Origin of the sequence: Micromonospora psammae, assembly GCF_036902725.1 — a bacterium.
Taxonomy (GTDB): domain Bacteria; phylum Actinomycetota; class Actinomycetes; order Mycobacteriales; family Micromonosporaceae; genus Micromonospora.
The window spans coordinates 101,393-128,038 of sequence record NZ_JBAKHM010000003.1 but is presented as its reverse complement, the minus strand read 5'-3'; the positions used below and the strand labels follow the sequence as shown (position 1 = coordinate 128,038).

Annotated in this window: 27 protein-coding genes; 14 read left to right on the top strand and 13 right to left on the bottom strand. The window is 71.6% G+C overall.

Annotated elements, in window-relative coordinates:
- Window positions 1-5: 5 nt before the first annotated feature.
- Complete coding sequence (ku, locus tag V6U79_RS06760; RefSeq protein ID WP_334613952.1) at window positions 6-1,013, bottom strand: non-homologous end joining protein Ku; 1,008 nt, start codon at window positions 1,011-1,013, stop codon at window positions 6-8.
- An 84-nt stretch (window positions 1,014-1,097) separates the two neighbouring features.
- On the opposite strand from ku, the gene ligD (V6U79_RS06755) reads away from it, so the two are divergent.
- Together ligD (V6U79_RS06755) and ligD (V6U79_RS06750) are read left to right on the top strand one after the other, a co-directional pair.
- Complete coding sequence (ligD, locus tag V6U79_RS06755; protein ID WP_334532085.1) at window positions 1,098-2,039, top strand: non-homologous end-joining DNA ligase; 942 nt, start codon at window positions 1,098-1,100, stop codon at window positions 2,037-2,039.
- Entirely contained in the window at window positions 2,029-2,943 is a 915-nt protein-coding gene (gene ligD / locus V6U79_RS06750) for a non-homologous end-joining DNA ligase (RefSeq protein ID WP_334613951.1), read from the top strand. Before ligD (V6U79_RS06755) ends, ligD (V6U79_RS06750) begins: the two co-directional genes overlap by 11 nt.
- A 103-nt stretch (window positions 2,944-3,046) precedes the next feature.
- On the opposite strand, the gene V6U79_RS06745 is transcribed toward ligD (V6U79_RS06750), so the two are convergent.
- Window positions 3,047-4,144 (bottom strand): hypothetical protein, encoded by a 1,098-nt coding sequence (locus tag V6U79_RS06745; protein WP_334613950.1) that lies wholly within the window; start codon window positions 4,142-4,144, stop codon window positions 3,047-3,049.
- Window positions 4,145-4,379: 235 nt separating this feature from the next.
- Here V6U79_RS06745 and V6U79_RS06740 point away from each other — a divergent pair, with 235 nt between their 5' ends.
- From V6U79_RS06740 to V6U79_RS06730, 3 genes are all read left to right on the top strand, one after another.
- Window positions 4,380-5,117 (top strand): TIGR03089 family protein, encoded by a 738-nt coding sequence (locus V6U79_RS06740; RefSeq protein ID WP_334613949.1) that lies wholly within the window; start codon window positions 4,380-4,382, stop codon window positions 5,115-5,117.
- A 136-nt stretch (window positions 5,118-5,253) separates the two neighbouring features.
- Window positions 5,254-5,928 (top strand): hypothetical protein, encoded by a 675-nt coding sequence (locus V6U79_RS06735; RefSeq protein WP_334613947.1) that lies wholly within the window; start codon window positions 5,254-5,256, stop codon window positions 5,926-5,928.
- A gap of 155 nt (window positions 5,929-6,083) precedes the next feature.
- Window positions 6,084-7,043 (top strand): zinc metalloprotease, encoded by a 960-nt coding sequence (locus V6U79_RS06730; RefSeq protein ID WP_334613946.1) that lies wholly within the window; start codon window positions 6,084-6,086, stop codon window positions 7,041-7,043.
- 32 nt (window positions 7,044-7,075) lie between these two features.
- Here V6U79_RS06730 and V6U79_RS06725 read toward each other — a convergent pair whose 3' ends face one another.
- A complete protein-coding gene (locus tag V6U79_RS06725; protein ID WP_334613945.1) occupies window positions 7,076-7,591 on the bottom strand; it encodes a cupin domain-containing protein in 516 nt (171 codons plus the stop codon).
- A gap of 155 nt (window positions 7,592-7,746) precedes the next feature.
- Here V6U79_RS06725 and V6U79_RS06720 point away from each other — a divergent pair, with 155 nt between their 5' ends.
- Window positions 7,747-7,938 (top strand): hypothetical protein, encoded by a 192-nt coding sequence (locus V6U79_RS06720; protein ID WP_334613944.1) that lies wholly within the window; start codon window positions 7,747-7,749, stop codon window positions 7,936-7,938.
- An 86-nt stretch (window positions 7,939-8,024) separates the two neighbouring features.
- On the opposite strand, the gene V6U79_RS06715 is transcribed toward V6U79_RS06720, so the two are convergent.
- Together V6U79_RS06715 and V6U79_RS06710 are read right to left on the bottom strand one after the other, a co-directional pair.
- A complete protein-coding gene (locus V6U79_RS06715) occupies window positions 8,025-8,294 on the bottom strand; it encodes a hypothetical protein (RefSeq protein ID WP_334613943.1) in 270 nt (89 codons plus the stop codon).
- On the bottom strand, window positions 8,291-8,527 hold the full coding sequence (locus V6U79_RS06710; protein ID WP_442933750.1) for a DivIVA domain-containing protein: 237 nt from the start codon (window positions 8,525-8,527) through the stop codon (window positions 8,291-8,293). Before V6U79_RS06710 ends, V6U79_RS06715 begins: the two co-directional genes overlap by 4 nt.
- Before the next feature lie 409 nt (window positions 8,528-8,936).
- Between V6U79_RS06710 and V6U79_RS06705 the strand changes: the two genes are divergently transcribed.
- Window positions 8,937-9,164 (top strand): winged helix-turn-helix domain-containing protein, encoded by a 228-nt coding sequence (locus tag V6U79_RS06705; RefSeq protein WP_334613942.1) that lies wholly within the window; start codon window positions 8,937-8,939, stop codon window positions 9,162-9,164.
- Window positions 9,165-9,614: 450 nt separating this feature from the next.
- On the opposite strand, the gene V6U79_RS06700 is transcribed toward V6U79_RS06705, so the two are convergent.
- From V6U79_RS06700 to V6U79_RS06690, 3 genes are all read right to left on the bottom strand, one after another.
- Complete coding sequence (locus tag V6U79_RS06700; protein WP_334613940.1) at window positions 9,615-10,721, bottom strand: RelA/SpoT-related domain-containing protein; 1,107 nt, start codon at window positions 10,719-10,721, stop codon at window positions 9,615-9,617.
- A complete protein-coding gene (locus V6U79_RS06695; protein WP_334613939.1) occupies window positions 10,708-11,760 on the bottom strand; it encodes a GmrSD restriction endonuclease domain-containing protein in 1,053 nt (350 codons plus the stop codon). Before V6U79_RS06695 ends, V6U79_RS06700 begins: the two co-directional genes overlap by 14 nt.
- Window positions 11,761-12,150: 390 nt before the next feature.
- Window positions 12,151-13,830 carry a DNA repair helicase XPB gene (locus V6U79_RS06690; protein WP_334613937.1) on the bottom strand — a complete coding sequence of 560 codons (1,680 nt, stop codon included), beginning with the start codon at window positions 13,828-13,830 and terminating at the stop codon, window positions 12,151-12,153.
- A gap of 176 nt (window positions 13,831-14,006) precedes the next feature.
- Here V6U79_RS06690 and V6U79_RS06685 point away from each other — a divergent pair, with 176 nt between their 5' ends.
- Entirely contained in the window at window positions 14,007-14,900 is an 894-nt protein-coding gene (locus tag V6U79_RS06685; RefSeq protein ID WP_334613936.1) for a L,D-transpeptidase family protein, read from the top strand.
- Window positions 14,901-14,918: 18 nt separating this feature from the next.
- Here the strand turns inward: V6U79_RS06685 and V6U79_RS06680 are convergent, their stop codons facing one another.
- On the bottom strand, window positions 14,919-17,384 hold the full coding sequence (locus V6U79_RS06680; protein ID WP_334613935.1) for a helicase-associated domain-containing protein: 2,466 nt from the start codon (window positions 17,382-17,384) through the stop codon (window positions 14,919-14,921).
- Window positions 17,385-17,500: 116 nt separating this feature from the next.
- On the opposite strand from V6U79_RS06680, the gene V6U79_RS06675 reads away from it, so the two are divergent.
- Both V6U79_RS06675 and V6U79_RS06670 read left to right on the top strand, forming a co-directional pair.
- Window positions 17,501-18,181, top strand: a complete 681-nt coding sequence (locus tag V6U79_RS06675) for an HAD family hydrolase (protein WP_334613933.1) — start codon at window positions 17,501-17,503, stop codon at window positions 18,179-18,181.
- Window positions 18,153-18,539 (top strand): cold-shock protein, encoded by a 387-nt coding sequence (locus tag V6U79_RS06670; protein WP_334531951.1) that lies wholly within the window; start codon window positions 18,153-18,155, stop codon window positions 18,537-18,539. Before V6U79_RS06675 ends, V6U79_RS06670 begins: the two co-directional genes overlap by 29 nt.
- Here the strand turns inward: V6U79_RS06670 and V6U79_RS06665 are convergent.
- Window positions 18,500-19,477: a 1,4-dihydroxy-6-naphtoate synthase gene (locus tag V6U79_RS06665; protein WP_334613932.1), complete on the bottom strand. Its 978-nt coding sequence runs from the start codon at window positions 19,475-19,477 to the stop codon at window positions 18,500-18,502. The two genes, V6U79_RS06670 and V6U79_RS06665, sit on opposite strands and share 40 nt — an antisense overlap.
- Before the next feature lie 652 nt (window positions 19,478-20,129).
- Here V6U79_RS06665 and V6U79_RS06660 point away from each other — a divergent pair.
- A complete protein-coding gene (locus V6U79_RS06660) occupies window positions 20,130-21,068 on the top strand; it encodes a GNAT family N-acetyltransferase (protein ID WP_334613930.1) in 939 nt (312 codons plus the stop codon).
- On the opposite strand, the gene V6U79_RS06655 is transcribed toward V6U79_RS06660, so the two are convergent.
- Together V6U79_RS06655 and V6U79_RS06650 are read right to left on the bottom strand one after the other, a co-directional pair.
- On the bottom strand, window positions 21,031-21,681 hold the full coding sequence (locus V6U79_RS06655; protein ID WP_334530719.1) for a futalosine hydrolase: 651 nt from the start codon (window positions 21,679-21,681) through the stop codon (window positions 21,031-21,033). The genes V6U79_RS06660 and V6U79_RS06655 overlap by 38 nt on opposite strands.
- Window positions 21,678-23,309 carry an MFS transporter gene (locus V6U79_RS06650; protein ID WP_334530716.1) on the bottom strand — a complete coding sequence of 544 codons (1,632 nt, stop codon included), beginning with the start codon at window positions 23,307-23,309 and terminating at the stop codon, window positions 21,678-21,680. Before V6U79_RS06650 ends, V6U79_RS06655 begins: the two co-directional genes overlap by 4 nt.
- A gap of 88 nt (window positions 23,310-23,397) precedes the next feature.
- Here V6U79_RS06650 and V6U79_RS06645 point away from each other — a divergent pair, with 88 nt between their 5' ends.
- On the top strand, window positions 23,398-24,237 hold the full coding sequence (locus V6U79_RS06645) for a DUF3027 domain-containing protein (RefSeq protein WP_334530713.1): 840 nt from the start codon (window positions 23,398-23,400) through the stop codon (window positions 24,235-24,237).
- Between the two features lie 3 nt (window positions 24,238-24,240).
- Here the strand turns inward: V6U79_RS06645 and V6U79_RS06640 are convergent, their stop codons facing one another.
- Window positions 24,241-24,495 carry a DUF2530 domain-containing protein gene (locus V6U79_RS06640; protein WP_334530710.1) on the bottom strand — a complete coding sequence of 85 codons (255 nt, stop codon included), beginning with the start codon at window positions 24,493-24,495 and terminating at the stop codon, window positions 24,241-24,243.
- An 87-nt stretch (window positions 24,496-24,582) separates the two neighbouring features.
- Here V6U79_RS06640 and V6U79_RS06635 point away from each other — a divergent pair, with 87 nt between their 5' ends.
- Window positions 24,583-26,064 (top strand): NCS2 family permease, encoded by a 1,482-nt coding sequence (locus V6U79_RS06635; protein ID WP_334530707.1) that lies wholly within the window; start codon window positions 24,583-24,585, stop codon window positions 26,062-26,064.
- A gap of 121 nt (window positions 26,065-26,185) precedes the next feature.
- The gene (locus V6U79_RS06630; protein WP_334530704.1) at window positions 26,186-26,635 is read left to right on the top strand and encodes a MarR family winged helix-turn-helix transcriptional regulator; all 450 of its coding nucleotides are present in this window, start codon (window positions 26,186-26,188) and stop codon (window positions 26,633-26,635) included.
- Window positions 26,636-26,646 lie beyond the last annotated feature (11 nt).

Below are 26,646 nucleotides of genomic sequence, written 5' to 3'. Positions count from 1 at the left end.
CCAGCTCAGGCGGTCTTGCGGGGGGCCGCCTTCTTCGCTGCCTTCTTCGCGGGCGCCTTGGCGGCCTTCTTCTCCGCGGTCTTCTTGGCCGGCTCCGCCTTCTTCCCGGCGGCCTTCTTCTCCGCCTTCTTCGCCGGGGCCTTGGCGGCCTTCTTCTCCGCCGCCTTCTGCGCCGAGCGGGCCGAGGAGATCGGGGTCGGCTCGCCCGCGCCGCCGGCCGCCGCCGGCTGCTCGCCCCGGGCCACCCGGGCCCGCTCGACGGACGCCTTCAGCGCGGCCATCAGGTCGACCGCGGCGGCCGGCGCGGCCTCCTCCACCTCCGGCTGCACCACCTCACGCCCCTCGACCTTGGCGTCGATGACCTCCTGCAACGCCGCCCGGTAGTCGTCGGTGAAGGCGTCCGCCTGGAAGTCGCCGGCCATCGAGTCGATCAGCGAGCTGGCCATCGCCAGCTCCGGGGGACGGACCTTGAGGTCCTCGTCCAGGAAACCGAAGTCGGCGGTACGCACCTCGTCCGGCCAGAGCATCGTGTTGAGCAGCAGCACCCCCTCGCGGACCCGCAGGGTGGCCAACTGCTCGCGCTGCCGCAGCGCCACCTTGACGATCGCCACCCGCTCGGAGTCGGCGAGCGCGTCCCGCAGCAGCACGTACGGCTTGGCGGCGGTGCCCTCCGGCTCCAGGAAGTACGCCTTGTTGTAGAGGATCGGGTCGACCTGCTCGGCCGGGACGAACTCCAGCACGTCGATCGCGCGCGAGCTGGTCAGCGGCAGGTCCGCGAAGTCCTCGTCGGTGAGGATCACCATCTCCCCGCCGCCGATGTCGTACCCCTTGGCGATGTCGTCGTAGGTGACCTCCTCGCCGCAGACCTGGCAGGTGCGCTTGTAGCGGATCCGGCCGCCGTCGTCCCGGTGCACCTGGTGGAAGCGGATGTCCTTCTCCTCGGTGGCCGAGTAGAGCTTCACCCCGATCGACACCAGCCCGAACGACACGGCACCTTTCCAGATCGCCCGCATGCCGCGCTCCTCTCCCGGTTCTGCCCAGGATCGCAAATGATCGAAGGGGACGCACGCGCTTCCGTGCGCAACTACAGTCAGGAGGTGCCCGGCGCGCCGCTGAAGCCGATGCTCGCGATCACCGGGCAGCTCCCGGTGGGTGACGGCTGGGCGTACGAGTTCAAGTGGGACGGGGTCCGCGCGCTCGCCGACCTCACCGGCGGCCGCCAGCACCTGTACGCCCGCAGCGGCGTGCAGATCACCGCCGCGTACCCGGAGCTGATCACCCTGGCCGAGCAGGTCGACGACGCGCTGCTCGACGGCGAGGTGGTGCTCTTCAACGCCGCCGGCCAGCCCTCCTTCACCGCGCTGGCGGAGCGGATGCACGTGCGGGACCCGGCGAAGGCGGCCCGGCTGGCGGCGACCGTCCCGGTGACGTACATGATCTTCGACCTGCTGCGGCTGGGCGGCGAGGACCTGACCGGCTGGTCGTACACCCGGCGGCGGGCGGCGTTGGACGGCCTGGAGCTGGGCGCGGCCCGATGGGCGGTGCCGCCGACCTTCACCGACGGCCCGGCCACCTACGAGGCGGCCGGCGAGCACGGCTTGGAGGGGGTGATGGCCAAGCGGGTCGAGTCCGTCTACCGAGCCGGAGTGCGGTCACCCGACTGGGTCAAGGTCAAGCTGGAGGTGACCGGCGACTTCGTGGTCGGTGGCTGGCGGCCCGGCGCGCGCAAGATCGGCGGGCTGCTGGTGGGGGTGCCCCGACCGGACGGGCGGCTCACCTACCGGGGGCGGGTCGGCGGCGGGATCGGCGCGGCCCTGGAACGGGAACTGCTGCGCGAGCTGGAACCGCTGCGCTCCGGCGAGTCACCGTTCGCCGCCGACGTGCCGCGCGAGGATGCCCGGGGGGCGATCTGGGTAACACCGCAGGTCGTGGTGGAGGTCAAGTACGGCCAGCGCACCCCGGACGGGCGACTGCGGTTCCCCCGGGTGCTCCGGCTGCGGCCCGACAAGCCCGCCGAGGAGGTCGAGGATGCCGGCTGAGCGACTCAAGGTGGAGGTCGAGGGGCGGGCGCTGGAGTTGTCCAACCTGGACAAGGTGCTCTACCCGGACGCCGGGTTCACCAAGGGCGAGGTGATCGACTACTACACCCGGATCGCGCCGGTGCTGCTGCCGCACCTGACCGACCGGGCGCTGACCCGGATCCGCTTCCCCAACGGGGTCACCGGCGGCTCGTTCTTCGAGAAGAACGCCCCGGCCGCGACCCCCGCCTGGGTACGCACCGAGACGCTGCCCGCACCCGGGTCGAGCAAGGGGCGGGAGACCATCGACTATGTGGTCGCCGACGACCTGCCCACCCTGGTCTGGCTGGCCAACCTGGCCGCCCTGGAGCTGCACACGCCGCAGTGGAAGGTCGGCGAGCATCCGGACATGATGGTGGTCGACCTGGATCCGGGGGCGCCGGCGGCGCTGCGGCAGTGCTGCCAGGTGGCGCTGCTGATGCGGGACCGGCTGGCCGCCGACGGGATTTCCTCGTTCCCCAAGACCTCGGGGAAGAAGGGCATGCAGCTCTGCTGCCCGATCGCCGGAACGCAGTCCTCCGACGACGTCTCCGCCTACGCGAAGCGGATCGCCCAGGAGCTGGAGCGGGACCAGCCGAAGCTGATCGTGTCGAAGATGGCGAAGAACCTGCGGCCGGGGAAGATCTTCATCGACTGGAGCCAGAACAACGCGGCGAAGACCACGGTGGCGCCGTACTCGTTGCGCGCCCAGTCGGTGCCGTCGGCGTCGACGCCGCTGACCTGGGACGAGGTTTCCGCCGGGGCGGCGGGCAAGCGGCCGGCGACGAAGCCGTACACCGCGACGGAGGTGCTCAAGCGGGTGGAGAAGCACGGCGACCTGCTGGCCCCCCTGCTGGACGGCGGCCCGGAACTGCCGCTGCGCTGACCCTCCCCAAGATCACGCTGTCACCTGTTCAAGATCGCCCTGTTCCCTCCGCAAGATGGCGCTGCTTCCTGGAAGTAGTGGCCTCGCCGTCGAACAATGACCACTACTTCCGGGATCGAGCGCGATCGTGAAGCGCCGGACGGTCCAGGGCGGCCTCCGTCGCCTCGTCCGTCGGAGGCCGTCGGCGCAGCCGGTGGAAGGCGCCGACCGTCAGGGCGAGCGCCACCACGGTCACCACCACGTCGCCGACCAGCGCCTCCGTCGGGGACGCGGGGGCGTAGTTCGGCACGACGTACGTGAAGGCAGCGGCGAGGAGCAGGCCGGCGGCCCAGGCGGCGAGGACGTGCCGCTGGCCCCAGCCGGCACGCCGGGACCAGCGCACCACCAGCACCGCCACCGCGGCGGCGGCCAGCAGGTGCCAGCCCACCCGGACCCAGCCGCTCAGCGGCACGGTGCTCAGGTGGGCGCCGAGCACCACGAGGCCGACCCACCCGGGGTGCGGGGCGGGGACGGCCACCCGCCGGGGCGTACGCCGCCACCGGGGCAGCAGGGCCGCTCCGACGAGCAGGAGCACGGTCAGCACCGCGACGGTCGCCTGCACCGGGCTGAGGAGGAAATTCTTCCGGCCGGAGTCATCGCTGAAGATCGTCAGGCTGCCGAGGGCGAAGAGCACCGCGACCACCAGCAGTCCCCACCGGCCCAGCCACGGCCGGTGCCGCCGCCGCGGTCCGACGAAGGACTCCACCAGCGCGACCGGCGCGCAGATGCTCAGCGCGACGTGGTTGCCGACGAAGTCGACCGCCTGCTCGGCGCTGAACCCCAGCCCCGGCACCCGCGTCCCGGTGGCCTGCGCGCCGGCCTCGGCGAACTCGGTGTCGGCCAGGAACTCCGGGTTGAACAGCGACTGGTCGACCAGGCCGGCCTGGTACACGCCGAACGCCGCGGCGAGCAGGACGATCGCCGGCCAGCCACCGCCGGTCCGCCGGGCGGCCTCCCGGACCAGCACCGCCGCGCCCCCGTACAGCGGGGCCAGCACCACCACGACGGCGAGCGAGTCGACGGCGGTGAAACCACCCCACGAGCACTCGGCGGCCCAGGGGGCGAGCGCCAGCAGCGCCAGGACGGGCCCGAGCCGCCGCCAGCGGCCCGGCGCCGGCGGTGGATGGGCGGTGCCGACGTGCGGACCAGCGTTTGTGGACATCGGTGACCTCCCGCTGCGCGGTCGGGGGACCCCGCTCCACCCACTGTGTGACCTCCGCCGGTCCCGGCGATACGGCCGAGGGTCGATGCCGGGTCGACGAAGGTCGACGTCCCCGATGCCGCCAGGTGGCCGGTGGCAGCCTCCGGGCGTCCCGGCACGGCGGCGTCGCGCCGGGGCGGGCCGGTCGCCGGGGCGGTGGTTAGGGTGAGGCGACCCGACCGAAGGAGTGCCGTCGATGACCGGCCTGCCCGCCAGCACCACCGCGCCGGACTCACCGCTGCTCACCTGGTGCGACGACGCGACCGGCGACCGGGTCGACCTGACCGCGCAGCAGCTCGGCGCCTGGGCGGCGCGCAGTGCCGGCCTGCTGCGCGACGGCTGCGGCCTGGCCCCGGGCAGCCGCGTCGCGGTGCTGCTGCCACCGCACTGGCGTACCGCCGCGGTGCTGCTCGGCGCCTGGTCGGTCGGGATGGCGGTGTCGTTCCGGCCGCGCGCCACCGCCGGGTTGCCGGTGCTGGAGCCGGGCGGCGACCTGCCGTACGACGCGGTGTTCGTGACCCCGGAACGCCTCGACGACTGGCTGGAGGACGTACCCGAGGGGACGCACCGCTACCTCGTCGGCACCGGGCCGGGGCGGCTGGACGAGGTGCCCGGCGGCTGGCTGGACTGGTCGGCCGAGGTGCTCCGGCACACCGACACGCCACCCGACCACGCCTCGATCCGCCCGTCGGACCCGGCCAGCCCGGACGGCACCAGCTACGACGAGTGGGGGAGCATCGCCCGGGAGTTGGCGGGCCAGCTCGACCTGCGGGCCGGCGACCGGCTGCTGGTGGACGTGGCCGAACACGAGCAGCCGCTGAAGTGGCTGCTCGCCCCGCTGTCGGTCGGCGTCCCGGTGGTGCTCTGCGCCAACCTGGACCGGTCGCGCCTCGACGCCCGCCTCGCCGCCGAGGAGATCACCCGGGTCCTCTGACCTGCCCGCCGGAACCGGCCCGGGCCAGGGGCGCACACCCTAGGGGCTCCCCTGGGGACGGACGCCGGCCTCAGGGTCGTACGAACCGGGTTTTCTCCGGTGGTCGACGGTTCGGGGCGGTGAAAGCCTTGCCCCCATGGCCACCCGACCCGTACGCCGCTGGCGCCAGCTCGCGGTCTGGCTGCACGTCGTCACCTCGGTGGGCTGGATGGCGCAGGCCCTGGCGATCTTCGTGCTGCTGGTGACCAGTTTGACCACGGAGAGCCGGGCGGTGGCCGTGAGCGCCACCTCAATGGCCGAACTGCTCGACGGCAGGCTGCTCGCCCCGCTCGCCAACGCCTCGGCGTTCACCGGGATCATGCTCGCCGCGGCGACCCCGTGGGGGTTCGTCCGGCACTGGTGGGTGCTGGTGAAGTTCGCGATCACGCTGGTCCAGCTCCACCTCGGCATCTTCGTGCTCAGCGGAGCTCTCCAGGAGAGCGCCTCGGCGGCGGCCATGGGCGCTTCCGGACCGGCCGTCCCGCTGGCCGTCGGCTCGGCGCTGATGGCCGGGGCGATCGCCTTTCAGGCCTGGGTGTCGGTCGCCAAGCCCTGGTCCACGACCCGCTGGATGCCGGTGGACCGTCGACGGGTCTCCGGCGAGACGGTACCCCGCTGGGTGTTCGTGGCCACCGTCGTCGGCGTCGTGGCGGACCTCGCCGTCGCCGCGGTGCTCGGCAATCCGGCTCCGCTGGTCTCCCTGACGATCCTGGTGACCTGGCTGGTGCGCCGCCGCCGGGTGGCGGTGGCGGCTGCCGGCGCGACCGCCTGAGCCGCGACCGGTACGTCTCGCGACGCCTGTCCTCCTTCCGGGCCTGTCGTCGGCGCCCCTCGACGTGGTCTGATGCCGGAAGACGACGTCATCGACCCTGGTCATGGCAACCCCGCGTCGATTCCGCACCGCTTCCATCTCTGAAAGGTGCACCGATGCACAGGAGACCGATCTTCCGACTGGCAGTCCTCACCGCCACCGCCGCCACGTTCCTGGCGTCCGGTGGCGCCTACGGCGCGGTGGCAGCAGCGCCCGTTACCGGCTCCCCCGGCGTCGAGGCGTGTGAGCCGCACGCCGACGACCACAGCGTCGCCCGGGTCGCCGAGGGCGCCACCGCCAAGGAGCCGGAGCTCTACTCCAAGAACGAGGCGAACGCCTACGGCGTGATCAAGGATGCGCCGCGCCTGGCCAACGGCAGCGTCACCGTGCCGACGGTCTTCCACATGGTCTCCGATCACCCGCTCACCCCGGCCGAGACGACCAGGTGGAAGACGCTGATCGCGGCGCAGATGGAGGTGCTCAACGACTCGTTCGCCGGCCGCACCGCGGCGAACGCGTCCGACACGCCGTTCCGCTTCGACCTGGTCGACACCACGTGGACGGTGAACAGCGACTGGTACACGGTCGTGCCCGGCAAGAACGAGCGCGACATGAAGAAGGCGCTGTACACCGGCGACTCCCGCACGCTGAACGTGTACGCGGCGAACATCGGCGGCGGGCTGCTCGGCTGGGCGTACTTCCCGAAGGGTTACAACAACGGCCGGGACTACATCGACGGCGTGGTGCTGCTCGACGAGTCGATGCCGGGCGGCACGGCCGGCAAGTACGCCCTCGGTGACACGCTGACGCACGAGGTGGGGCACTGGCTGATGCTGGAGCACACCTTCGCGCACGGCTGCTCCGCCTCCGGCGACTTCGTCGCGGACACCCCGCGCGAGGCGCACCCGCAGTTCAACTGCCCGGTGGGCGCGGACACCTGTACCGCACCCGGGCTGGACCCGATCCACAACTTCATGGACTACACGCAGGACTCCTGCATGAACATGTTCACCGCCGGGCAGGCGGACCGGATGAGCGACGCCTGGGTGGCGTTCCGGGCCGGCGGCGCCGGCTGACGCAAGCCTCGCCGGGGGTCGGCGGGCCGCACTCAGCGGCCCGCCGACCCCGATGTCGAACGGGCAGCGTCCCAGGCGGGGCTGCTGCGGAAGTACGTGTCGTACAGCTCCTGCACCTCCAGCAGGCTCTGCGGCGGCACCTTGCCGTACGAGATCCGCTCCAGGTGCCGGAAGTACTCGAAGCGCTCAATGCCGGGTGTGATGACGATGAGGATGTCGGCGTCCTCGCCGGGGGCGGCGGCGAACGCGTGCGCGAGACCGGGCGGCACGATGACCAGATCGCCGCGTTCGGCGGTGACCACCTGGTCGCCGGAGAGCAGCTGCGCGGCACCGTCCAACAGGTAGAAGAGCTCGGCCGAGTTGGCGTGGTGGTGCGGCTGGGCGCCGTCGGCCCCGCCGGTGAGGGTGACCCGCTGGGTCGAAAGGGCGCCGCCGGTGGCGCTGCTGTCGGCGAGCAGCCGGATCGTGGTGGGTGCCCGGCCGACGACCTCCGCGTCGGCGGCACGGACGATGACGGACTCGGTGAAGTCGGGCGCGATCAGGGACATCGGATGCACCTCGGCGGGGGTCGGTCAGCGGGCGGAGAGCATGGCGGCGCGCTGCGACGCCACGTCCAGCCTCGCGGTCGACCTGCCCTTCGCCAGCCAGGACGCGCCGGTCGATCCGCCCGAGCCGTCGGCCGCGCCCGGCAGCCGGATCGGACATGGTCGCGGGCAGCACGTCGTGGCGGCTGGCGCAGGTCAACGGCCACCCGGCGCTGACCGTCCAACTCGACGGCGAGCTGGACACGGTCCCGGCGCTGTGGCTCGACGACGGCCTCATCACCGGGACCTACGCCGTGCGCAATCCCGAGAAGCTGTCGCACTTGGCAGAGGAGAACGTCCTGAGCCCCTGAGCGCCCCCTTCCCCGGCCTTGGGGGCGGTCGAGGTCCGCGGGCTGCCTCCATGTGCGCCCGCTTTAGAGCTGATGACGTAAACGACTCAGCGCCGCCTGAGCCACGGCGGACGCCGCGAACAGGCCGAGGTGTGATCCACCGGCAGCGCACACCGCCCGCCGCCGTCCGGCAGCGGCCGATCGCAGAAAACCCAGTGGCGTACGCCCTGCTGGTCCTCGGCCGAGACCGTCACCCCGCCCGGCTCGACGCGGGCGCTGAGCCGGGCCAGCACCCGGGCGGCGGTCCGGGCGAAGATCCGGGCCCGGAGCAGGTCGGGTGCGGTGACCGGCAGGTGGATCACCCAGCGGTCGGTCATCGGTAGCGGTGGTGCGCCGACTGGGCGCTCTGCCAGGCGCGCAGCGCGTTCTTGATCCGTACGTTCTCCTCCTGCACCGCGACCAGGGCGGTCTGCGCGGCGGTGAGTTCGTCGGCCACGCGGTGCAGGAAGGCGCGGATCTCGACGGGGTCCAAGCCGCGCCGGCGGACGTTGAAGCACCGCTCGCGGATCTGCCAGGGCCGCAGGGGCTGCTTGTGGTGGGCTTCCGCCATCGGTGGTCTTTCCTCGCGCCGGCTCACCAGCCGGCGGAACAGGGTGCGCACGGGGGGACCGCCCTTCGTCGGGTCGCGTCGAAGTGGAGGGGGCGGTCTCCGCCGGTTGCGGTCGGCGGAGACCGCCCCGCCTGCGGCCTTGTTCGGGCACAAGGCCGCAGGCCGCGCCGGGGGAGCGCGGAGGGTGGGGTCTCGGCGGCGATGCGAGACCGGTACGAGAGGCGCCAACCGACCGCAGCAGCACCGCATCACCGAGAGCGACGCTACCGATACCTCTCACCTCTGTCAACACTCTCTTATCTGTCGAATCTCGCTGTCGCTCCTGCCTGCTTCTCCTGCGTCAGTTATTGCCGCTCTTTCACCTGTTGCTCGATACTGGGAGCGCCAACCGACTGCAAGGGGCCTCCACGTGCCGATTCCGCCGACCATGGACGAGTTGATCAAGGATCTGCTGAGGCGGATCGAGGTGGGCGAGTTCCCGCCGGGGTCACAAATTCCATCCACCCAGGAGCTGTCCGACCACTACGACCTGTCGCTGTCGACGATCCACCGCGCAGTCGCCACGTTGCGAAAGCAGGGTGTGTTGGTCGGCCGCCCGGGCCGCGGTGTCTTTGTCGCGGACTCCACCCGCCGCTGACCTGTGCTGGCCCGCCGTCAGCTGGCCCCCAATCCAGTCGGCACCCAGCCGATTCTCCACATGGGCCTGCCGGGATTCATCGTCCGGAAAGCGGCGCCTACACCACGGCCCGGGTTGTTGTCGGCCCCGACCTCGCCGCCCAGACTCTTACCACCGCCGGCGAGAACCTCGACCGGCTTGGCTCCAAAGCAGCTCTGGCCCACCTCTGTCGCGCACCCTTCCCTCGAGCTTTGACCGGGTGCACCGCCACCGCCTCCACCGAGGGAGGCGACTGCGGCGCCAATCACCCCCTACACATCGTGCTCTGCCGCATGCGCTACGACCAGCGCACCCGAGCCTATGTCCACCGCCGTATCACCGAAGGCCCCCGCAAGCAGGAAATCTATCGCCGCCATCGCCCCCTGACCTCCATAAAAGCATCGGGATGGAGGTCGACGGGCGTTCGAGTTGTCACGCACAGCCCATGGCACCCGGCCCCACTTCTTGAGTACTGGCGGGAGGCGCTGCCTGACTGGGAATCTCGGGCGCTGAGGAATCACCAACCTCTTCGGTAACATCCGAATCGCTTCCCGGCACGTCAGGAAACCGGAACTTCTTCCGAATCTCCCCGAGCTGGTAGAGCGTCGTCAGCTCACTTGAGTCGACAATTGTGAAGTCATGCAAATTGCCTGGCGTGTCTGGCCGCGCGGCGAGTGAAAGGACATATTGAAATAATGTGCCGCTGAAGGGAACGGTTGCAGGGATCGAGCTACGCAGTTCAGTGTCCGCCAGTCGCAACAAGCTCTGAATCGCCTTGGCTCGTTGCTTCGGACGCTGCTCAAAGCTGTTTACCAGGCTGAAGACGTTATCCGCAAACCTGCGCCAACTGGAAGGGCGCAGCGTTTCAGGTAAATGGCCATCATTCATTAAACCTGAAAAAGTTGCGATGATGTCTTGCTTGATTTTTGTCTCGGGCCAGGGGGATTCGAGAACGGCCGAGGAGGTGACCTCGAAGGCAGCAATAATCATCTCAATTTGTTCGACGGCTGCCTTCAGTTGCGCAGCAAGTCGCAACCGCTTCCAGTCGACGTCATCCGCCTTATAGACTAAATCGTGGGTTACGGCCGCCCAAGCTCGCTCGAACGAAGTCAAGACCTGGGCTTCGAATGTCACGTAACCCATTCCGGGTTGACGCTCTGAAGCCGCGTCATCCCTCATTCGTCCATACCAGCGTAGTCCGTCGAACCGGAAGACGTCGGGCGCTTTCATTGCCGCAGTCCTGTCTCGGACCTTCAGTCGGTAAAAGCTCTGATCAAGCTTTGACCGAACGGCTTCTTCGTGCTGGGGCGACGGCACAACGATGGTGAATGCGTAGAGGTCGTCGATGTCGTTCCAACTTGAGTACCGCCCGCCTTCGAGCTTCTCGCTAAGGGATTCGAGATCCTTGATGCGATCAAAGAACGTGTATCCCCTTGGTTCGCAGAAGGGGTGAAGCGTTGAGCGAACGTAGAGCCGAAGCTCTCGCAGCACTGGCTCGATTCGGGCGTATTGTCGACGCAGCGCCTCAGGGGCGGGCATCTTTAATCTCGCCTTCGAGAACGGCTCGAATAATGCTGATCCGGTCTCTTCGCTGAGCAAGGTCGTTCGACGCAGAACGGGCTGCTTCGTAGTATCGCTTAGCGTTTTCATCGGCGCTTCGGCGGGCGTCATCGGCTACAACAGACATGAAGGACGTGAGTCGCGAGACTGCCGTTTCGTTGTTAGGGAGACGTCGCTCCCTTAGCAGTTCCAGTGTCGCACCGAAGAGCGAATAGAAATCGGCCTGATTCCTCAGTCGCTTGGCCTCAGTGACGAGCAGCCCCTCAGACCAGGCCGACAAAGTGGTAGTCGTGACGAGAAACTCGGTCTCGACGCGGCTCTCGTTCTCCCATTCCTCGTCACGTTCTGCGTATACGGTATCGAAGTCAGTCTGAGACTGGGTTCCTACGCCGTTCTCAATCAACAGCATGAGCTGGACCGTGAATTCAACGTCTTTCATTTGTCGCTTCGAGGAGGCTGCGATACGGGGGAATCCGCTAGGCAGCAGCTCTTGCATCTGCTCCGCAAGCTTTTCTGCCGATGTGGCGAATACTCCGGAGTACTTCGCATGTCGCAGTTCCTGCGGTGTTAGCTTGGCGACATTCCTGTTGATTCGGTCGAAGATGTTATTGAGAGTACTCTCGTCCGTTGACGGCAAGAATTCTATTGAGAACTGATACGAGTAGACCGCCCGCTTGATTTCGGGGGGCAAGTCCGAGAAGTACTTGCCTTGTAAGCGGTTCATGGAGGCGCTATCGCTGACCGGAAACTCTCCCTTTAGAAAGTCCACAACCGCGGTAAGTCGTTGTTTTCCGTCAACTACCGCATACTTGCCGATGCCCTCCTCGCTAATATCCTCGAACAGGAAAATCGCCGGAACGGGATAATTCAGCAAAATTGTGTCGATAAAATAGTCTTTGTATTGCTGATTCCAGACGCTCCTGCGCTGATAGGGCGGATCTAGTTCAAGGAGTTCCCGGCGGTACAGGTCCCAGAACCACGCAATTGGTTGGGACGTCTGTCTCCGTTGCTGCGTCAACGCTGTCTCCGCTCGGTGATGTTTCTGCCCTAACGCGGGAGACTACCGTCCTCGAGGCTTGATAGGAAGATCAGCAGTTGGCGTTTCCGCACAAGCGCGTGGCTGCATGACAATGCGGGCGCGATCCCGAAAAGCCGGTCAGCAAGCCCCGGGTGGGGCTACATGGATCGACAGCGGGTGAGCAGTTGCGCCGCCGGGTATGCGCTTGGCCGGGGGCAGCGATGAGGCAGCAAGCCCTTTGATCCAGTGGGTACGAGGCAGCAAAGGACGCCTAGCGTCAGCTGGTCGAGCGCCCTGATCGGTGATGATCGGCACGAGCTGACAAGGTGGGCCCGGCTCCTCCCGGCGGGGTCGGGTCCGGCTCAAAGTTATTTGGGAGGTCGTTACACGTCAGTCGACGCGCGGGAGCTTCGGCCCCAGCACGTCATCTGCGTCCACGATCGTGTACGCGTACCCCTGCTCGGCCAGGAACCGCTGCCGGTGCGCCGCGTACTCGGTGTCGATGGTGTCCCGGGACACCACCGTGTAGAAGTGCGCCTGCCGACCATCAGCCTTCGGCCGCAGCACCCGCCCGAGCCGCTGCGCCTCTTCCTGCCGCGACCCGAACGTCCCCGACACCTGGATCGCCACCGCCGCCTCCGGCAGGTCGATCGAAAAGTTCCCCACCTTGGAGATGACCAGCGTGCGGATCTCGCCGGTGCGGAACGCGTCGAACAACCGCTCCCGCTCCTTGTTGGTGGTCGACCCCTGCACGATCGGCGCGTCCAGGTACTCCCCGAGCTGGTGGAGCTGGTCGATGTACCCGCCGATGACGAGCACCTGGTCGTTGGGGTGCCGGTCCACCAGGGCGCGGACCACCGGCAGCTTTGTCCGGGCGGTCGCCGCCATCCGGTAGCGCTCCTCGGCCTCCGCCGTCGCGTAGGACATCCGCTCGGCGTCGGTCAGGGTCACGCGTACCTCGGTGCACTCGGCCGGGGCGATCCAGCCCTGCTGCTCGATGTCCTTCCACGGCGCGTCGTACCGCTTGGGGCCGATCAGGCTGAACACGTCGCCTTCCCGGCCGTCCTCGCGGACCAGAGTCGCCGTGAGGCCGAGCCGGCGGCGGGCCTGGAGGTCCGCGGTGAACCGGAAGATCGGCGCGGGCAGCAGGTGCACCTCGTCGTAGACGACCAGGCCCCAGTCGCGGGCGCCGAACAGGTCCAGGTGGGTGAACGCGCCGCCGCGCCGCGAGGTGAGCACCTGGTACGTCGCGATGGTGACCGGGCGGATCTCCTTGCGCTCGCCGGAGTACTCGCCGATCTCCTCCTCGGTCAGCGAGGTGCGGGCGATCAGCTCCCGCTTCCACTGCCGGCCGGCGACGGTGTTCGTCACCAGGATCAGGGTGGTGGCCTTCGCCTCGGCCATCGCCGCCGCCCCGACCAGCGTCTTACCGGCACCGCAGGGGAGCACCACCACGCCGGAGCCGCCGGCCCAGAACGCCTCCACCGCCTCCCGCTGGTACGACCGCAGCGTCCACGGCTTGCGGCCCTCCTTGCCGGCCTCGGCCAGGTCGATCTGGTGCGCCTCGCCGTCGACGTACCCGGCCAGGTCCTCCGCCGGCCAGCCGAGCTTCAGCAGCGCCTGCTTGAGTCGGCCCCGCTCGGAGGGGTGTACCTGGATGGTGTCGTCGTCGATCTTGTTGCCGAGCATGCCGGCGAGCTTCTTGCTCTTGGCGACCTCGATCAGCACCAGCCGGTCCAGGGCGCGCAGCACCAGCCCGTGCGCGGGGTCGTTGGCGAGCTGGAGCCGGCCGTACCGGTCCATCGTCTCCGCCACGTCCACCAGCAGCCCGTGCGGCACCGGGTAGCGCGAGTACTTGATCAGCGCGTCCACCACGGCCTCGGCGTCGTGGCCGGCGGCCCGGGCGTTCCACAACCCCAGCGGCGTCAACCGGTAGGTGTGCACGTGCTCCGGGGAGCGCTCCAACTCGGCGAAGGGGGCGATCGCCATCCGGCAGGCCTGCGCGTCGGGGTGGTCGATCTCCAGCAGCAGGGTCTTGTCCGACTGCACGATCAGCGGTCCACCACTCACGCCAGCGTCCTCTCGTCGACCGGGATCGTCGGCAGCTCACAGGCGATTTCCGCCGCCCGGCCGACCCGTAAGTGTTGCACGCGCCCGGGTGAGGCCCGAAAAAATCGGACACGCGGTGCAACGTTTCGCGGAGGTGATACGTCTACAAAGAGGACGGCAGACTCGGGAGGACACACATGACGCAGGTTCGTACGCACCTCCGGGTCGCCGCCCTGGCCGTGGTCGCGCTGGTCGGTGTCGCCGGATGCGCGCTCGACCCGCAGGCCGACCCGGGTGGCGTTGGAGGAGGGCTCGCCCCGGTCGGCTCGGCGGGACAAGGATCGGGGGCGAGCGCCGTCGCCGCGCCCGACCAGCCGACCCGGTCGGAGCCCACCCCGATTCGGACGAAGGCGACCACCGCCCCGAAACCGGTGCGCGGCACCCCCGCGCCGCCGAACCCGGGCACCAGCCAACCCGGGCCGAAGAAGGCCCCGGCCGGCTGGTGCCCGCAGGGCGAACACCAGCGTGAGGTCGAGGGGTACCTGGCGAAGCTCGGTGGGTTCGGCGAGGTCACCGTCGACGGCCGGCAGTCGCCCGCCGACTGCAAAGCGATCAAGAAGTTCCAGAAGCGGTACGACATCCGGCCCGTCGCCGGCCGCGCCGGCCCCCTCACGTACGACGTGGCGAAGCGGCTCGCCACCACCGACGTCAAGCGGTGCAAGGCCGGCTCCGGCACCACCTTCTGCATCGACCTGACCCGGCAGACCACCTGGGTGATGCGCGGCGGGGAGGTCGTCGCCGGCCCGACCGTCACCCGCACCGGAATGGCCGGCTTCGCCACCCCCGCCGGCACCTACAAGATCTTCAATCGGGACCTGAAGGAATGGTCCGACCCGTACGAGGTCTGGCTGCCCTACTGGCAGCAGTTCAACGGCGGGATCGGCTTCCACGAGACGACCACCTGGCTGCACAACGGCGCGATCGGCTCACACGGCTGCATCAACCTGCTCCCCGCCGACGCGGTGCGCTGGTGGGAACTGGGCAAGGTCGGCCACCGGGTGTCGCTCGTCGGCCGCCGCCCCGGCACCTGACCGGCACCGGGGCGGGGCTCACTCCTCCCGCACCGCCGCGGTGATCCGGTGCAGGGCGAAGGTGTGCAGCATCTCCGTCCGGTCGTCCTCGGCGCGCAGGTAACCGGCGCCGATCGACACCGGGCGGAGCAGCCGCGACGCGGTCGCCCCGTGCGCGTCGACATATCCGACCCAGACCAGCGCCTTGTCCCGGACCGCCTGCTGGAGCACCGCCAGGGCGTCGCTGTGACTGTGCGCCGGCATCGGGCCCGCCGCAGTGCGCACCGCGCCGCCGCGCACCACCGCCGGCGCCCGCCGGGCCGCCCGCGCCGCCGCCTCACCCCGCCGGATCTGCTCCACCACGCCCAGCAGGCGAGGCGTCGACAGCTTCGGCGTGGCCAGCGGGTCGAGGCTCCGGGTGGTCACCGGGACCCGGGCGGGAGCCCGCCGGGTCTTCGGCCGGGACAGCACCGCCGCGCCGGACGCGTCCTCCGGCACCGGGGCGTACCCGGCGTCGCGGAGCGCCGTCAACATCCGCCCCACCTGGTACGGGGTGACCAGCACCGTCGGGGCGAGCCGGCGGAACGCCAACGACTCCAACCGCCGGTCGGCGAGCACCTCCGCCAGCAGCGCCTCGTCGTCGCTGCGCACGTACCCGCCGGCCGAGCCGACCCGCAGCCCGCCGTGCTTGCGCGCCACGTCGTCCACCATGTAGGTCAGCCCCTGCGGCACCGGGGTACGGGACCGGCGGCGGAAGAGCGCGTGCAGGTCCTCGGCGGTGTAGCCGGCGTCCAGGGCGCGGCGGACACTCGCCGTGGTGACCCGGTGCACGCTCGCCCCGCCCGCCGACTCGTGCTCGGCCACCACGTCCAGCTCGGCGGCGAGCGCCGGGTCGGGCGGGCCCGGCACCACCACGCTCAGGTCGGCCTGCACGAGGAAATGGTCGACCGGGGCGGGGAGCAGGGCGTCCAGCGCCCGCACCGTGCTCGACGGGTCGCCGCTCTCCACGTCCGCGTGCAGCCCCAGCGGGTCGGCGGCCCGCTCGTCGGCCTCGGTGACGTCGGCCAGCAGCAACCGCCCGTACGAGGTGAGCGCGCCGAGCCCGGTCACGCCGAGCTGGGCCGCCTCGGCGAGCACCTCCCGGTGCGCGGTCTCCCGCCCCCGGCTGCGCCGCGGCGCTCGCCAGTCGAGCAGCTCCAGCACCTCCTCCGGGGTCGGCGCGGTGGCCGGCTCCAGGTCGGCCAGCACCCCGAGCACCGCCCGGCGGGCGGCCGGCGCGCCGGCCCGTTCCGCCTCGGCGGAGAGCACGCTGATCGGCCGGTCCCGCTCGTCGCGCTGCCCGACCAGGCCGGCCTGCCGGCTCATCGTCAGCCACGCCCGGGCGAGCTGCTCCCAGCGGTGCGCCAGCGACACCGCCCGCCACACCTCGTACCCGCCGGTGGGCAGCACCTGCTGGTCGGCGCCGTGGCGGGTGGTGGTGGCACCGGGCAGGTCCAGCTCGCCGACCAGCCCGCCCGCGTACGCCACCTCGAAGAGCAGCGCGGTGGTGGACTCGTCCAGCCCGACGATTCGGGCCAGCCGGCGCAGGTCCCGCACCCCGACGCCACCGGAGCGCAGCACCGGCGCCGGCTCGGCGGCCAGCGCCTCCAGCAGCGCCTCGGTGTGGCGCACCACCTCCATGGCCTGCCCGGCGCCGGCCGAGTCGACGACCTTGGCCTCGCGGGGCGCGGCGGCCACCGGCGGGGGGCTGGTGCGCAGCGGGCCGAGCGGGCCGCTGTCCCGGCGCAGCAGCAGCCCCACCTCGCGGGGCAGCTCCACGGTGCCGGCGGAGACCGGCACCAGCAGCCCCGCGTCGACCAGCCAGCGCACCGGCGAGCCGGTCGGCGCGCCGCCGTTGGTGAGGTCCGGGGGCAGGTCGTCCTCGGCGCCGAGGGCCGGCGCGCGCAGCGCGCCCGGGGGCACGCTGCCCACCGGCGGGCCGGCGGCGAGCCGGTCCAGGATCGCCCGGGCCGACGGGGGAGCGGAGAGCAGCGTCCGCCGCAGCTTCGCCGGGTCCGCGCAGAGCGCCGCCGTCCGCGGGTCCAGCTCCGCCGCCGGCCGCCCCAGACCCGCCGGGTACGACGAGACCTCGTCCACGCTGGCGGCCACGCGGAGCGCGTGCTCCGGGCCGTACAGCAGGAAGAGCGCGCGCAGCTTGTCCACCGCGCGCCGGACGGCGGCCGGCGCGGGCGGGTGCGGCCCGGCGGTGGCCGTGGCGAGCACCGCCTCGGTGGAGGTGGTGGCGTCGGCCGGGTCGCGGGTCAGCCGGGCGGCGTCGAGGATCTGGAGGGTGAACTGGTCCAGCCCGTCCAGGGCGCGGGCCACGGAGACCCGCGACTCGGCCCGGGTGGCGAGGGCGGAGACGTCGGCCGGCACCGGCACGACGAGGTCGGGCCGCAGTTGGAGCAGGGCGGCGAGCGACTCGTCGGGCAGCGCGCGCAGGTGATCGGCGAGTGAGGTGGTCATCGTCGTTCCACGCTAGCCCGCCGGAGCGGCTTCCCGCCCCTCGGACGACCGGCTCGGCCGGCGCACCAGCGGTCGGGCCGGGCCGGTCCGCCCGGCGGTGCCGGTAGGTTCGTCGCATGCCCGCGCTGATGGTCGGATTCGACCTGGACATGACCCTCGTCGACTCCCGTCCCGGCATCGCCGCCTGCTACCGGGCGCTGACCGCCCGGACCGGGGTGCACGTGGACGCCGAACTGGCCGTGTCCCGGCTCGGCCCGCCGCTGCGCACCGAGATCGCGCACTGGTTCCCGCCGGAGCAGGTCGAGGAGGCGGTGACGATCTACCGCGAGCTCTACCCGGCGTACGCGATCACGCCGACGGTGCCGCTGCCCGGGGCGCGGGAGGCGGTGGACGCGGTGCACGCCCGCGGCGGGCGGGTGATGGTGGTGACCTCGAAGATCGGCCGGTTGGCGCGGCTGCACCTGGACCACCTCGGGCTGGACGTGGACGAGCTGGCCGGGGACCTCTTCGCCGAGGAGAAGGCGACCTCGCTGCGCGAGCACGGGGCCGGACTCTACGTGGGGGATCACGTCGCGGACATGGTCGCCGCGGCGGCGGCGGGCATCCCCGGACTCGGGGTGGCCACCGGCCCGTGCACCCCGGACGAGCTGCGGGCCGCCGGGGCGCACCTGGTGCTGGACGACCTCTGCGGATTCCCGGCGGCGCTGGACCGGATCATCGGGCTAGCCTTGGAGCAGCAGACGTCTCAAGTGAAGCAGGGGTTCTCAGGTGCCGACGGGTCGAGTGAAGTGGTATGACGCGGCCAAGGGATACGGGTTCGTCACCAGTGACGAGGGTGGCGACGTGTTCCTGCCCAAGGGCGCGCTACCGGCGGGTGTCACCGACCTCAAGGGCGGGCAGCGCGTCGACTTCAGCGTGGTGGACAGCCGCCGGGGCGCCCAGGCGATGGGGGTGAAGCTGCTGGAGGCTCCGCCGTCGATGGCGGAGCTGCGCCGGCGGCCCGCTGAGGAGCTGCACGGCCTGGTCGAAGACATGATCAAGGTGTTGGAGGCGAAGGTGCAGCCGGACCTGCGCCGGGGCCGCTTCCCCGACAAGAAGACCGCGCAGAAGATCGCTCAGCTGGTCCACGCGGTGGCGCGCGAGCTGGAGGTCTGAGGGACCAGCCCGGCGGCGGCGGCCCGGCCCAGCAGCGCCTCCACGGCGGCGAAACCCGCGTCCCCCAGGTCCGCGGTGAACTCGTTGACGTAGAGGCCGATGTGCCGGTCCACCACGTCGGGCTCCATCTCCTGCGCGTGGCGGAGCACGTAGTCACGGCTCACGGCCGGGTCCGCCCACGCCTGCCGGACCGATTCCCGGATCCAGCCGGCGGCCTCGACCGGGTCGACGGCGCCCTTGCGGGCCAGGATGGCGCCGAGCGGGATCGGGAGGCCGGTGTCGGCCTCCCACCACTCGCCCAGGTCGACCAGGGCGGTCAGCCCGTGCCGGTGGTAGGTGAAGCGGGCCTCGTGGATGACCAGGCCGGCGTCGTACCGGCCGGCGGCGACCGCGGGCATGATCTCGTGGAACGGCACCACCTCGATCCGGGCCGGCGGCCGCTCCGCCGCCCAGAGCCGGAAGAGCAGGTACGCCGTAGTCCGGTCGCCGGGCACCGCCACGGTGGCCCCGGACAGGTCGACCGGCTCCGCCCGCCGACCCGCCCCGGCCCCACCGGCGGGCGCACTGGCCCGACCGCCGCCGTCGTCGGTGCCGCCGTCGTCGGTGCCGCCGTCGTCGGTGGCGCCGGTGGCGCCGGTCTGATCGTCGCTGTCGCCGGTCTGGTCACCGGGGGTGCCGCGGGTCAGCACCAGCGGGCCGCAGCCCCGCCCGAGCGCTCCGCCGCAGGGCAGCAGGTGGTAGTCGTCCAGCAGCCACGGCAGCGCCGCGTAGCTCACCTTGACCAGGTCGAACGCGCCCCGCTCGGCGGCGGTGTTGGTGACGTCGACGTCGGCGTAGGTCACCTCGACCGGCGGCGCGCCGGGCACCCGCCCGTGCACCAGGGCGTCGAAGACGAACGTGTCGTTGGGGCAGGGCGAGATCGCCAGGGTGAGCGCCACGCCCCCACGGTAGCCCTGCCTCCGCCCCCGCCCGCCCACCGCGCCCCGCCCACTGTGATCTCCGCCGGTGCCGGTGCCGGTGCCGGTGCCGGATGGCTGGTGCCGCTGCCGGCGTCGCGCGCCCTCGCCCTCGCCCTCGCCCTCGCCGGAGGCTAGGACTTCGGTCGCGTGCTTTAGAGCTGATGACGCAAACGAGTCACCGCACTGCTACCACCGAACCGCCACAACCAAGCCACAGCCACGCCGCGACCGCCACCGCGACCGCCGCTGCCACCGCGACCGCTGCCACCGCGACCGCTGCCACCGCGACCTCCGCCGACCGCCGCCGCCGACCGCCGCCGCCGCCACCGCCGGCGCTGTGGCGGCCTCGCCGGGACGGTCTGGGAGTGCATGGTCGTGACGACCCTCCCGAGGCCACCGCCCGGAAGCAGCTTTACCCGAAGGCGCCCTTGCCAGTTCGCACCCTGCCAGGCGCGCCTGTTCGACATGAAGCTCCCGACGAGCCGGGGTCGAGCTTGACTCGTTTGCGACATCAGCTCTAAAGCATCGGTACCCACATCACTGTCCCCAGGCCGGCCACTTGTCCACAGCTTTGTCCACAGGTGGACGGAGGTGGTTGAAGAGGGTGGGCCGCTCGCCGGAGCATGGGTCCGTGACCGAGACAATGCCACCTCTGGTCGACCTCGCCGCCACGCTGCGGGCGCTGCGTCGCGCCGCCGACCTGAGTCAGCGGGAACTCGCCGAGCGGTCCGGGGTGCCGCAGGCCACCCTGGCGCGGATCGAGTCGGGGGCACGTGAGCCCAGGTTCGGCACCGTGGAGCGCCTGGTGCGGGCCGTCGGAGGGCGGATCGTGATCTCGGTGGCTCCGCCGGGCGTCGGCCTGGTCGCCGTGCCGCCGGTCTCCGGGCCGCTGGACGAGGACGACGGCACCGGTTCCGGGGAGGCCGAGGCGACGTGCTCCTTGCCGGCGGTGCCGCACGACGAGCTTCGGGATCGGGCCGGGCGACGCTACCCGGCCCACCTGGACGTGTGGCCGGTGCGGGAGCCCCGGGACTGGCCGGGGGCGTGGTGGGCGGACTGGTACAACCTGCCGCCCGAGCGACACCCGTTGCGCCTGCCGCCCGCCACCTACGAGCGGGACCGGGGGTACCGGGACCGGCGGCGTCGGGCCGAACAGGTCCGTCGGGAGTTCCGTGTGCGGTGGGTCACCGACGACGGCCGGCCCGACACGGCCTGGCGGTTCGTCGCGGAGTTGCCGGGCGGGGAGCTGATCGGTGAGCTACGGGCCCACGAGCGCAGCCCGCACCTGCTGTACGGGTTCGACGAGGAGAGGTGGCCCCGCGAGCTGGTGCTCGACGGTGTGCTGGTCGACGGTGAGCATCGGCGGCTCGGCGTGGGGCGGCGCCTGGTCGAGGCGCTCCTGGGGCGGATGGAGCAGGTCGACGTCGCCCGCGTCGCCGCGGTGGCAGACGGGGGTGGTGTCGCTTTCCTCGCCGCCTGTGGGTTCCGCGGGGAGGCGCGGCGGACCGTCGCGCTGGCCCTCGACCGTCCGGTCAGCGCAGCGTCCGGGCGGCCTCGGTCAGGGCGGTGAATGCCTCCCGCATCCGCCACGACCCCCGGTCGCGGGGCCCGATCGGGTTGGAGACGGTACGCAGCTCGACGAAGGGCACGGCCGCCTGCGCGGCGGCCACCGCCACTCCGTACCCCTCCATGGCCTCGGCCAGGGCGTCCGGGTGCCGGTCGGCCAGGGCCCGGGTGCTCGCCGCCGTGCCGGTCACGGTGCTGACCGTGAGGATCGCGCCGACGACCGCCCCGGGCAGCGCCGCCCGCAGGTTTGCCAGCAGCTCCGGGTCGGCGTCGACCGTGGGGCCGCCGCCGAGCAGCTCCGGTGGCATGCCCAGCTCGTCGACCGGGATGAACCCCTCCGGGGACTCGGCGCCCAGGTCGGCGGCGACACTGCGGGTACCCAGCACGGTCCCGCCGACCGGCACCCGACCGGCGAAGCCGCCGGCGATCCCGGCGCTGACCACCGCACGGTACGGACGACCCGCCGCCTCGGCCAACGCCAGCAGCCGGGCCGTCGCCGCGCCCGCCACGGCGGGCCCCACCCCGACCGGTCGTACCGTCACCGTCGGGTCGGTGAGGCCGGCTCGGACGGCCTCCGCCTCGGCCGGTACGGCCGTCAGCACCAGCAGCCCCGTCACGCCACCGGCCCCTGGGACTCCCGGCGCTGCTCGTCGTCCGCGCCTCCTCCTCCGCCGACGGCGGAGGAGGGCCGGTAGATGTGGTAGCCGGGTGGGGCGAGCCCGGCGTCGTCGGCCGGGCCGGGGGACGTTCCGGTGGGTGCCGGCGAGGTCGGCGCGGCCTCCGGGGCGGGCTCGACCCGGGCGGGCTGGTCCCGGGCGGGCTCGTCCGGCCCGGGGCTCCGGTCGGCCAGCTCCTCGTCGCCGAGGGGTCGGCCCGCCAGCCGCTCGGCGCGGAGCCGGCCCGCCACGATGACGCCCCGTACCGCGGCGAGGGTGCCCACCCCGGCGGCCACGGCGATGCCGACCCGCCCGTCGAACGGGACCAGGCCCAGCGCGCCGCCGGCCACGAACGCCAGCATCAGCGCCGTCTCCGAGTGGGCGAAGGAACTGGCCCGCAGCCGTTCCGGGATGCGTTCCTGGATCGAGGCGTCGACGGCCAGCTTGGCGATTCCGCTGGCCAGGGCGGCGACCAGACAGAGCGCCACCACCATCGGCAGGGAGAACTTGATCGTGGCCAGGACCGCCACCCCCGCCACGATGACCAGGCTGCTGGACTGGATCGCCGCGGGCCGGTGGATGCGCAGCCGGGTGCCCACCGCGGTGGCCAGGAAACCGCCCACCGCCAGCGCGCCGCCGACCAGACCCAGCGCGACCTCCGCGCTCAGGTCCCGGCCGAAGAACTCGGTGGTGAGGTCCCCCTTCTTCAACGCGAACGCGAGGAAGAGCAGCAGGAAGCCGTAGAGCGCGCGCGGCGCCGCCGCGCCGATCAGGGTGGCGATGACCAGCCGGCCCGCCGGCCGCCCCCGACCCAACGGCCGGTCGCCGTCGCGGCGCAGCGCCCGCAGCGGACGCGGCACCCGCTCGGGCGGCTCGGAGTCCGCCTTCGGCGGCAGGCGCAGGGCGATCACCATGCCGACCAGGAAGATCACCGAGGCGACCCGCAGCGGCCACTGCGGCCCGAACCAGAACGCGGCCAACCCGATCGGGGCCACCAACGCGCCGGCCACCGTGCCGTAGACGCTGGCCCGGGCACCCACCTGGGACAACCCCAGCCCCTCGGGCAGCAGCCGGGGCACGGCCGCCGAGCGGGCCACCCCGTACGCCCGGGAGAGCGCCAGCACGCCGAACGCCGCCGGGTACAGGCCGAAACCGTGGATGTAGTCCGAGATCAACCAGGCGAGGAAGGCCCGGCCGAGCATGGTCGTGGCGAGAGCGTACCGGCGGCCGTGCCGGAAGTGGTCGAGCAGCGGACCGACCACCGGGGCGAGCATCGCGAACGGCACCATCGTGACCAGGAGGTAGAGCGCCACCTTGCTGCGCGCCTCGCCCAGCGGAACGTCGAAGAAGATCGTCCCGGCCAGGCCGATGGCGATCAGCGTGTCGCCCGCGCAGGAGACCGCGTGCAGGTCGAAGAGGCGGACCATGCCGACCTCGCCGCCCGCGCCCTTCGCCCGCGCCGACCCGGCCCGCCGGGTCATCCAACGCCCGCCGCGGGCCGAACCACGGAGCAGCAGACGGGTGGCGCGGATGCCCGTGCCGACGGTCCTACCGAGTACGGACCGCCCGGAGCGGGAGAACAGCGGCATGTGCACCATCCTCACCCATCTGATCCACGCGCGTCGCGCCACCGGGACAAGACGCACATCGGGGAGTCGGTGTCAGGCGGCCACGCGCATGGGGAACAATGGACGGGTGACCAGGCCCGCCTCCACCCGTGCCGCCCGCCTCGACCAGGTCTGCGCCGCCGCCGTCGAGGTGGCCCGCGACGCGATCACCGAGGTGGAGCCCGCCGACGTCGGCGACCACCTGCGCGCCGTCGCCGAGGGCGACCGGGTCGTCACCCACTACTTCGAATGCAAGCTGGCCGGCTACCGGGGCTGGCGCTGGGCGGTCACCGTCACCCGGGTGCCGCGCAGCAAGCACGTCACGGTCTGCGAGACCGTGCTGCTGCCCGGCTCCGACGCCCTGCTCGCCCCGGGCTGGCTGCCGTGGCAGGAGCGGCTCAAGCCCGGCGACCTGGGCCCCGGTGACCTGCTCCCCACCGCGCCCGACGACGAGCGGCTCGCCCCCGGCTACCTGCTCTCCGACGACCCGGCGGTCGAGGAGGTCTCCTGGGAGCTCGGCCTCGGCCGGCCCCGGGTGCTGTCCCGGGAGGGGCGCACCGACACGGCCCAGCGCTGGTACGACGGGGACCACGGTCCGTCCGCGCCGATCTCGGTCGCCGCGCCGGCCTCCGCCCGCTGCGGCACCTGCGGCTTCTACCTGCCGCTGGCCGGTGCGCTGCGACAGTCCTTCGGCGCCTGCGGCAACTTCTACGCCCCCGACGACGGTCGGGTGGTCAGCGCCGACCACGGCTGCGGCGCCCACTCGGAGGCGCTGGTGGAGACCGGGGAGCCCGCGGTCGAGGAGCTGCCGACGATCTACGACGACAGCGCGGTCGAGGCGATGTCGGTCAGCCGGGCGCCCGGCTCGGTGGGGACGGCCGAGCCGGCGGAGCCGTACGGCCACTCCTGACGGTCAGCCCCGACGGGCCGACTCCCGACGGCGGCGCCGGTTGGCGTCGTGTCGCATCATCACGGCCAGACCGGGAAAGCCCCACAGGAAACCGGCCAGGCAGGTCCAGAGCCAGTCCTGGTGCCCGTGCTCGGTGAGCCAGCCGCGGAAGACCAGCAGCACGAGACCGGCCACGGCCCAGGCGACCAGCCCGGCCACCGCGAACGGGACCATCGGCGGGTCGAGCGGCTCGGGCCGCGGCGGCTGCTCCTGTGGCACGGGCAAAGCGTACGCGATCAACTTTTGCTGCCGGGTCCTGATCTGGGACGATGCGCGCGACAACGGAAGATCACCTGCGAGGACCTGATGGCCATTGCGCCGCCGCCGGACAACGGCACTCCACCTGATCCCGCCCACCCTCGGAACGGTTTCGACCGGTTCTTCGAGATCTCCGCCCGCGGCTCGACGATGAGCCGTGAGGTCCGGGGTGGACTCGCGACCTTCTTCACGATGGCGTACATCGTGGTGCTGAACCCCCTGATCCTGGGCGGGGCCGTCGACGGCGACGGCCAGAAGCTCGCCATCCCCGCGATCGCCGCCGCTACCGCGCTGGTGGCCGGCGTGATGACGATCCTGATGGGTGTCGTCGGGCGCTTCCCGATGGCCCTGGCCGCCGGCCTCGGCGTGAACGCGCTGGTGGCGTACGAGATCGCCCCGCAGATGACCTGGGCCGACGCGATGGGCCTGGTGGTGATCGAGGGTGTCATCATCGCGATCCTCGTGCTCACCGGCCTGCGCACCGCGGTGTTCCGCTCGGTGCCGACCCAGCTGAAGACGGCGATCGGCGTCGGCATCGGCCTCTTCCTGACGATCATCGGTCTGGTCGACGCCGGCTTCGTCCGGCGGGTGCCGGACGTCGCGAACACCACCGTGCCGGTCGGCCTCGGCATCGGCGGCAAGCTGATCAGCTGGCCGCTGCTGGTCTTCGTGGTGGGCCTGCTGATCACGCTGGTGCTCGTGGTACGCCGGGTGCGCGGCGCGATCCTGATCGGCATCCTGGCCTCCACCGTGCTCGCGATCATCGTGGAGGCGGTCGCCAACGTCGGCCCGTCCTTCGTCAACGGCAAGCCCAACCCCGAGGGCTGGGCGCTGAACGTGCCGGAGCTGCCCGGCACGGTCGTGGCCTTGCCGGACCTGTCGCTGCTGGGCAACTTCAACGTGCTGGACTCGTGGACCCGGGCCGGCTGGCTGGTGCCGCTGATGTTCGTCTTCACCCTGCTGATCACGGACTTCTTCGACACCATGGGGACCATGGTCGCGATCGGCCAGGAGGGGGACATGCTCGACGAGCGGGGCACCCCGCCGCGGGCGAAGGAGATCCTGCTGGTCGACTCGATCGCCGCGGCGGCGGGTGGCGCGGCGAGCGTCTCCAGCAACACGTCGTACATCGAGAGCGCCGCCGGTGTCGCGGAGGGTGCCCGGACCGGCGTGGCCAACCTGGTCACGGGTGGCCTGTTCCTGCTGGCGATGTTCCTCGCGCCGCTGGCGGTGGTGGTGCCGTTCGAGGCCGCGTCGACGGCGCTGGTGGTGGTCGGCTTCCTGATGATGACCGCGGTGCGGACCATCGACTGGACCGACTACGAGATCGCCATCCCGGCGTTCCTCACCATCACCCTGATGCCGTTCACCTACTCGATCTCCAACGGCATCGGCGCCGGCGTCATCACCTACGTGGTGCTCAAGCTGGCCAAGGGCAAGGCGCGGGAGGTCCACCCGCTGCTCTACGCGGTGGCCGTGCTCTTCGTGCTGTACTTCCTGCGCGGGCCGATCGAGTCCGTGGTGCTGTAGCTCCACCGCCGCTCCGGGCCGGGGCCGAAACCGGATACCCGGCCCGGAGCAGCACAAACGCCCCCGTGAGCCTGGTCATATCGCGTGTCGTTAGCCAGGCTCATTAGTTAGGCTAACGACTGTGACGGAGCGGACGGTGACGGCGAACCGCGTGCCACCGGCGCAGCTGGCCCCCCAGTTGCGTGATGCGATCACCCGACTCAACCGACGGGTCCGACAGGCCCGCCCGGTCGGCGACCTGACGGTCACCCAGCTCTCCGCGCTCACCAGCCTCAAGCTGGCGGGCGCGCTGACGCCCCGGGAACTGGCCGACGTCGAGCGGGTGCAACCGCCGACGATGACCAAGATCGTCGCGAAGTTGGAGGAGCGCGGCCTCGTGCGGCGCACCCCCCACCCGACCGACGGCCGGCAGGTCATCCTCTCGGCCACCGAGGGGGGACGGGCCGTGCTCGACCAGTTCGAGCGGGTTCGCGACGAGTGGCTGGCCGACCGGCTGGCCGCGCTCCCGGAGGACGACCGCGACACGCTACGGCGGGCCGCCGAGATTCTCCAGCAGCTCGCCCGCGCCTGACCGCGTCGCGC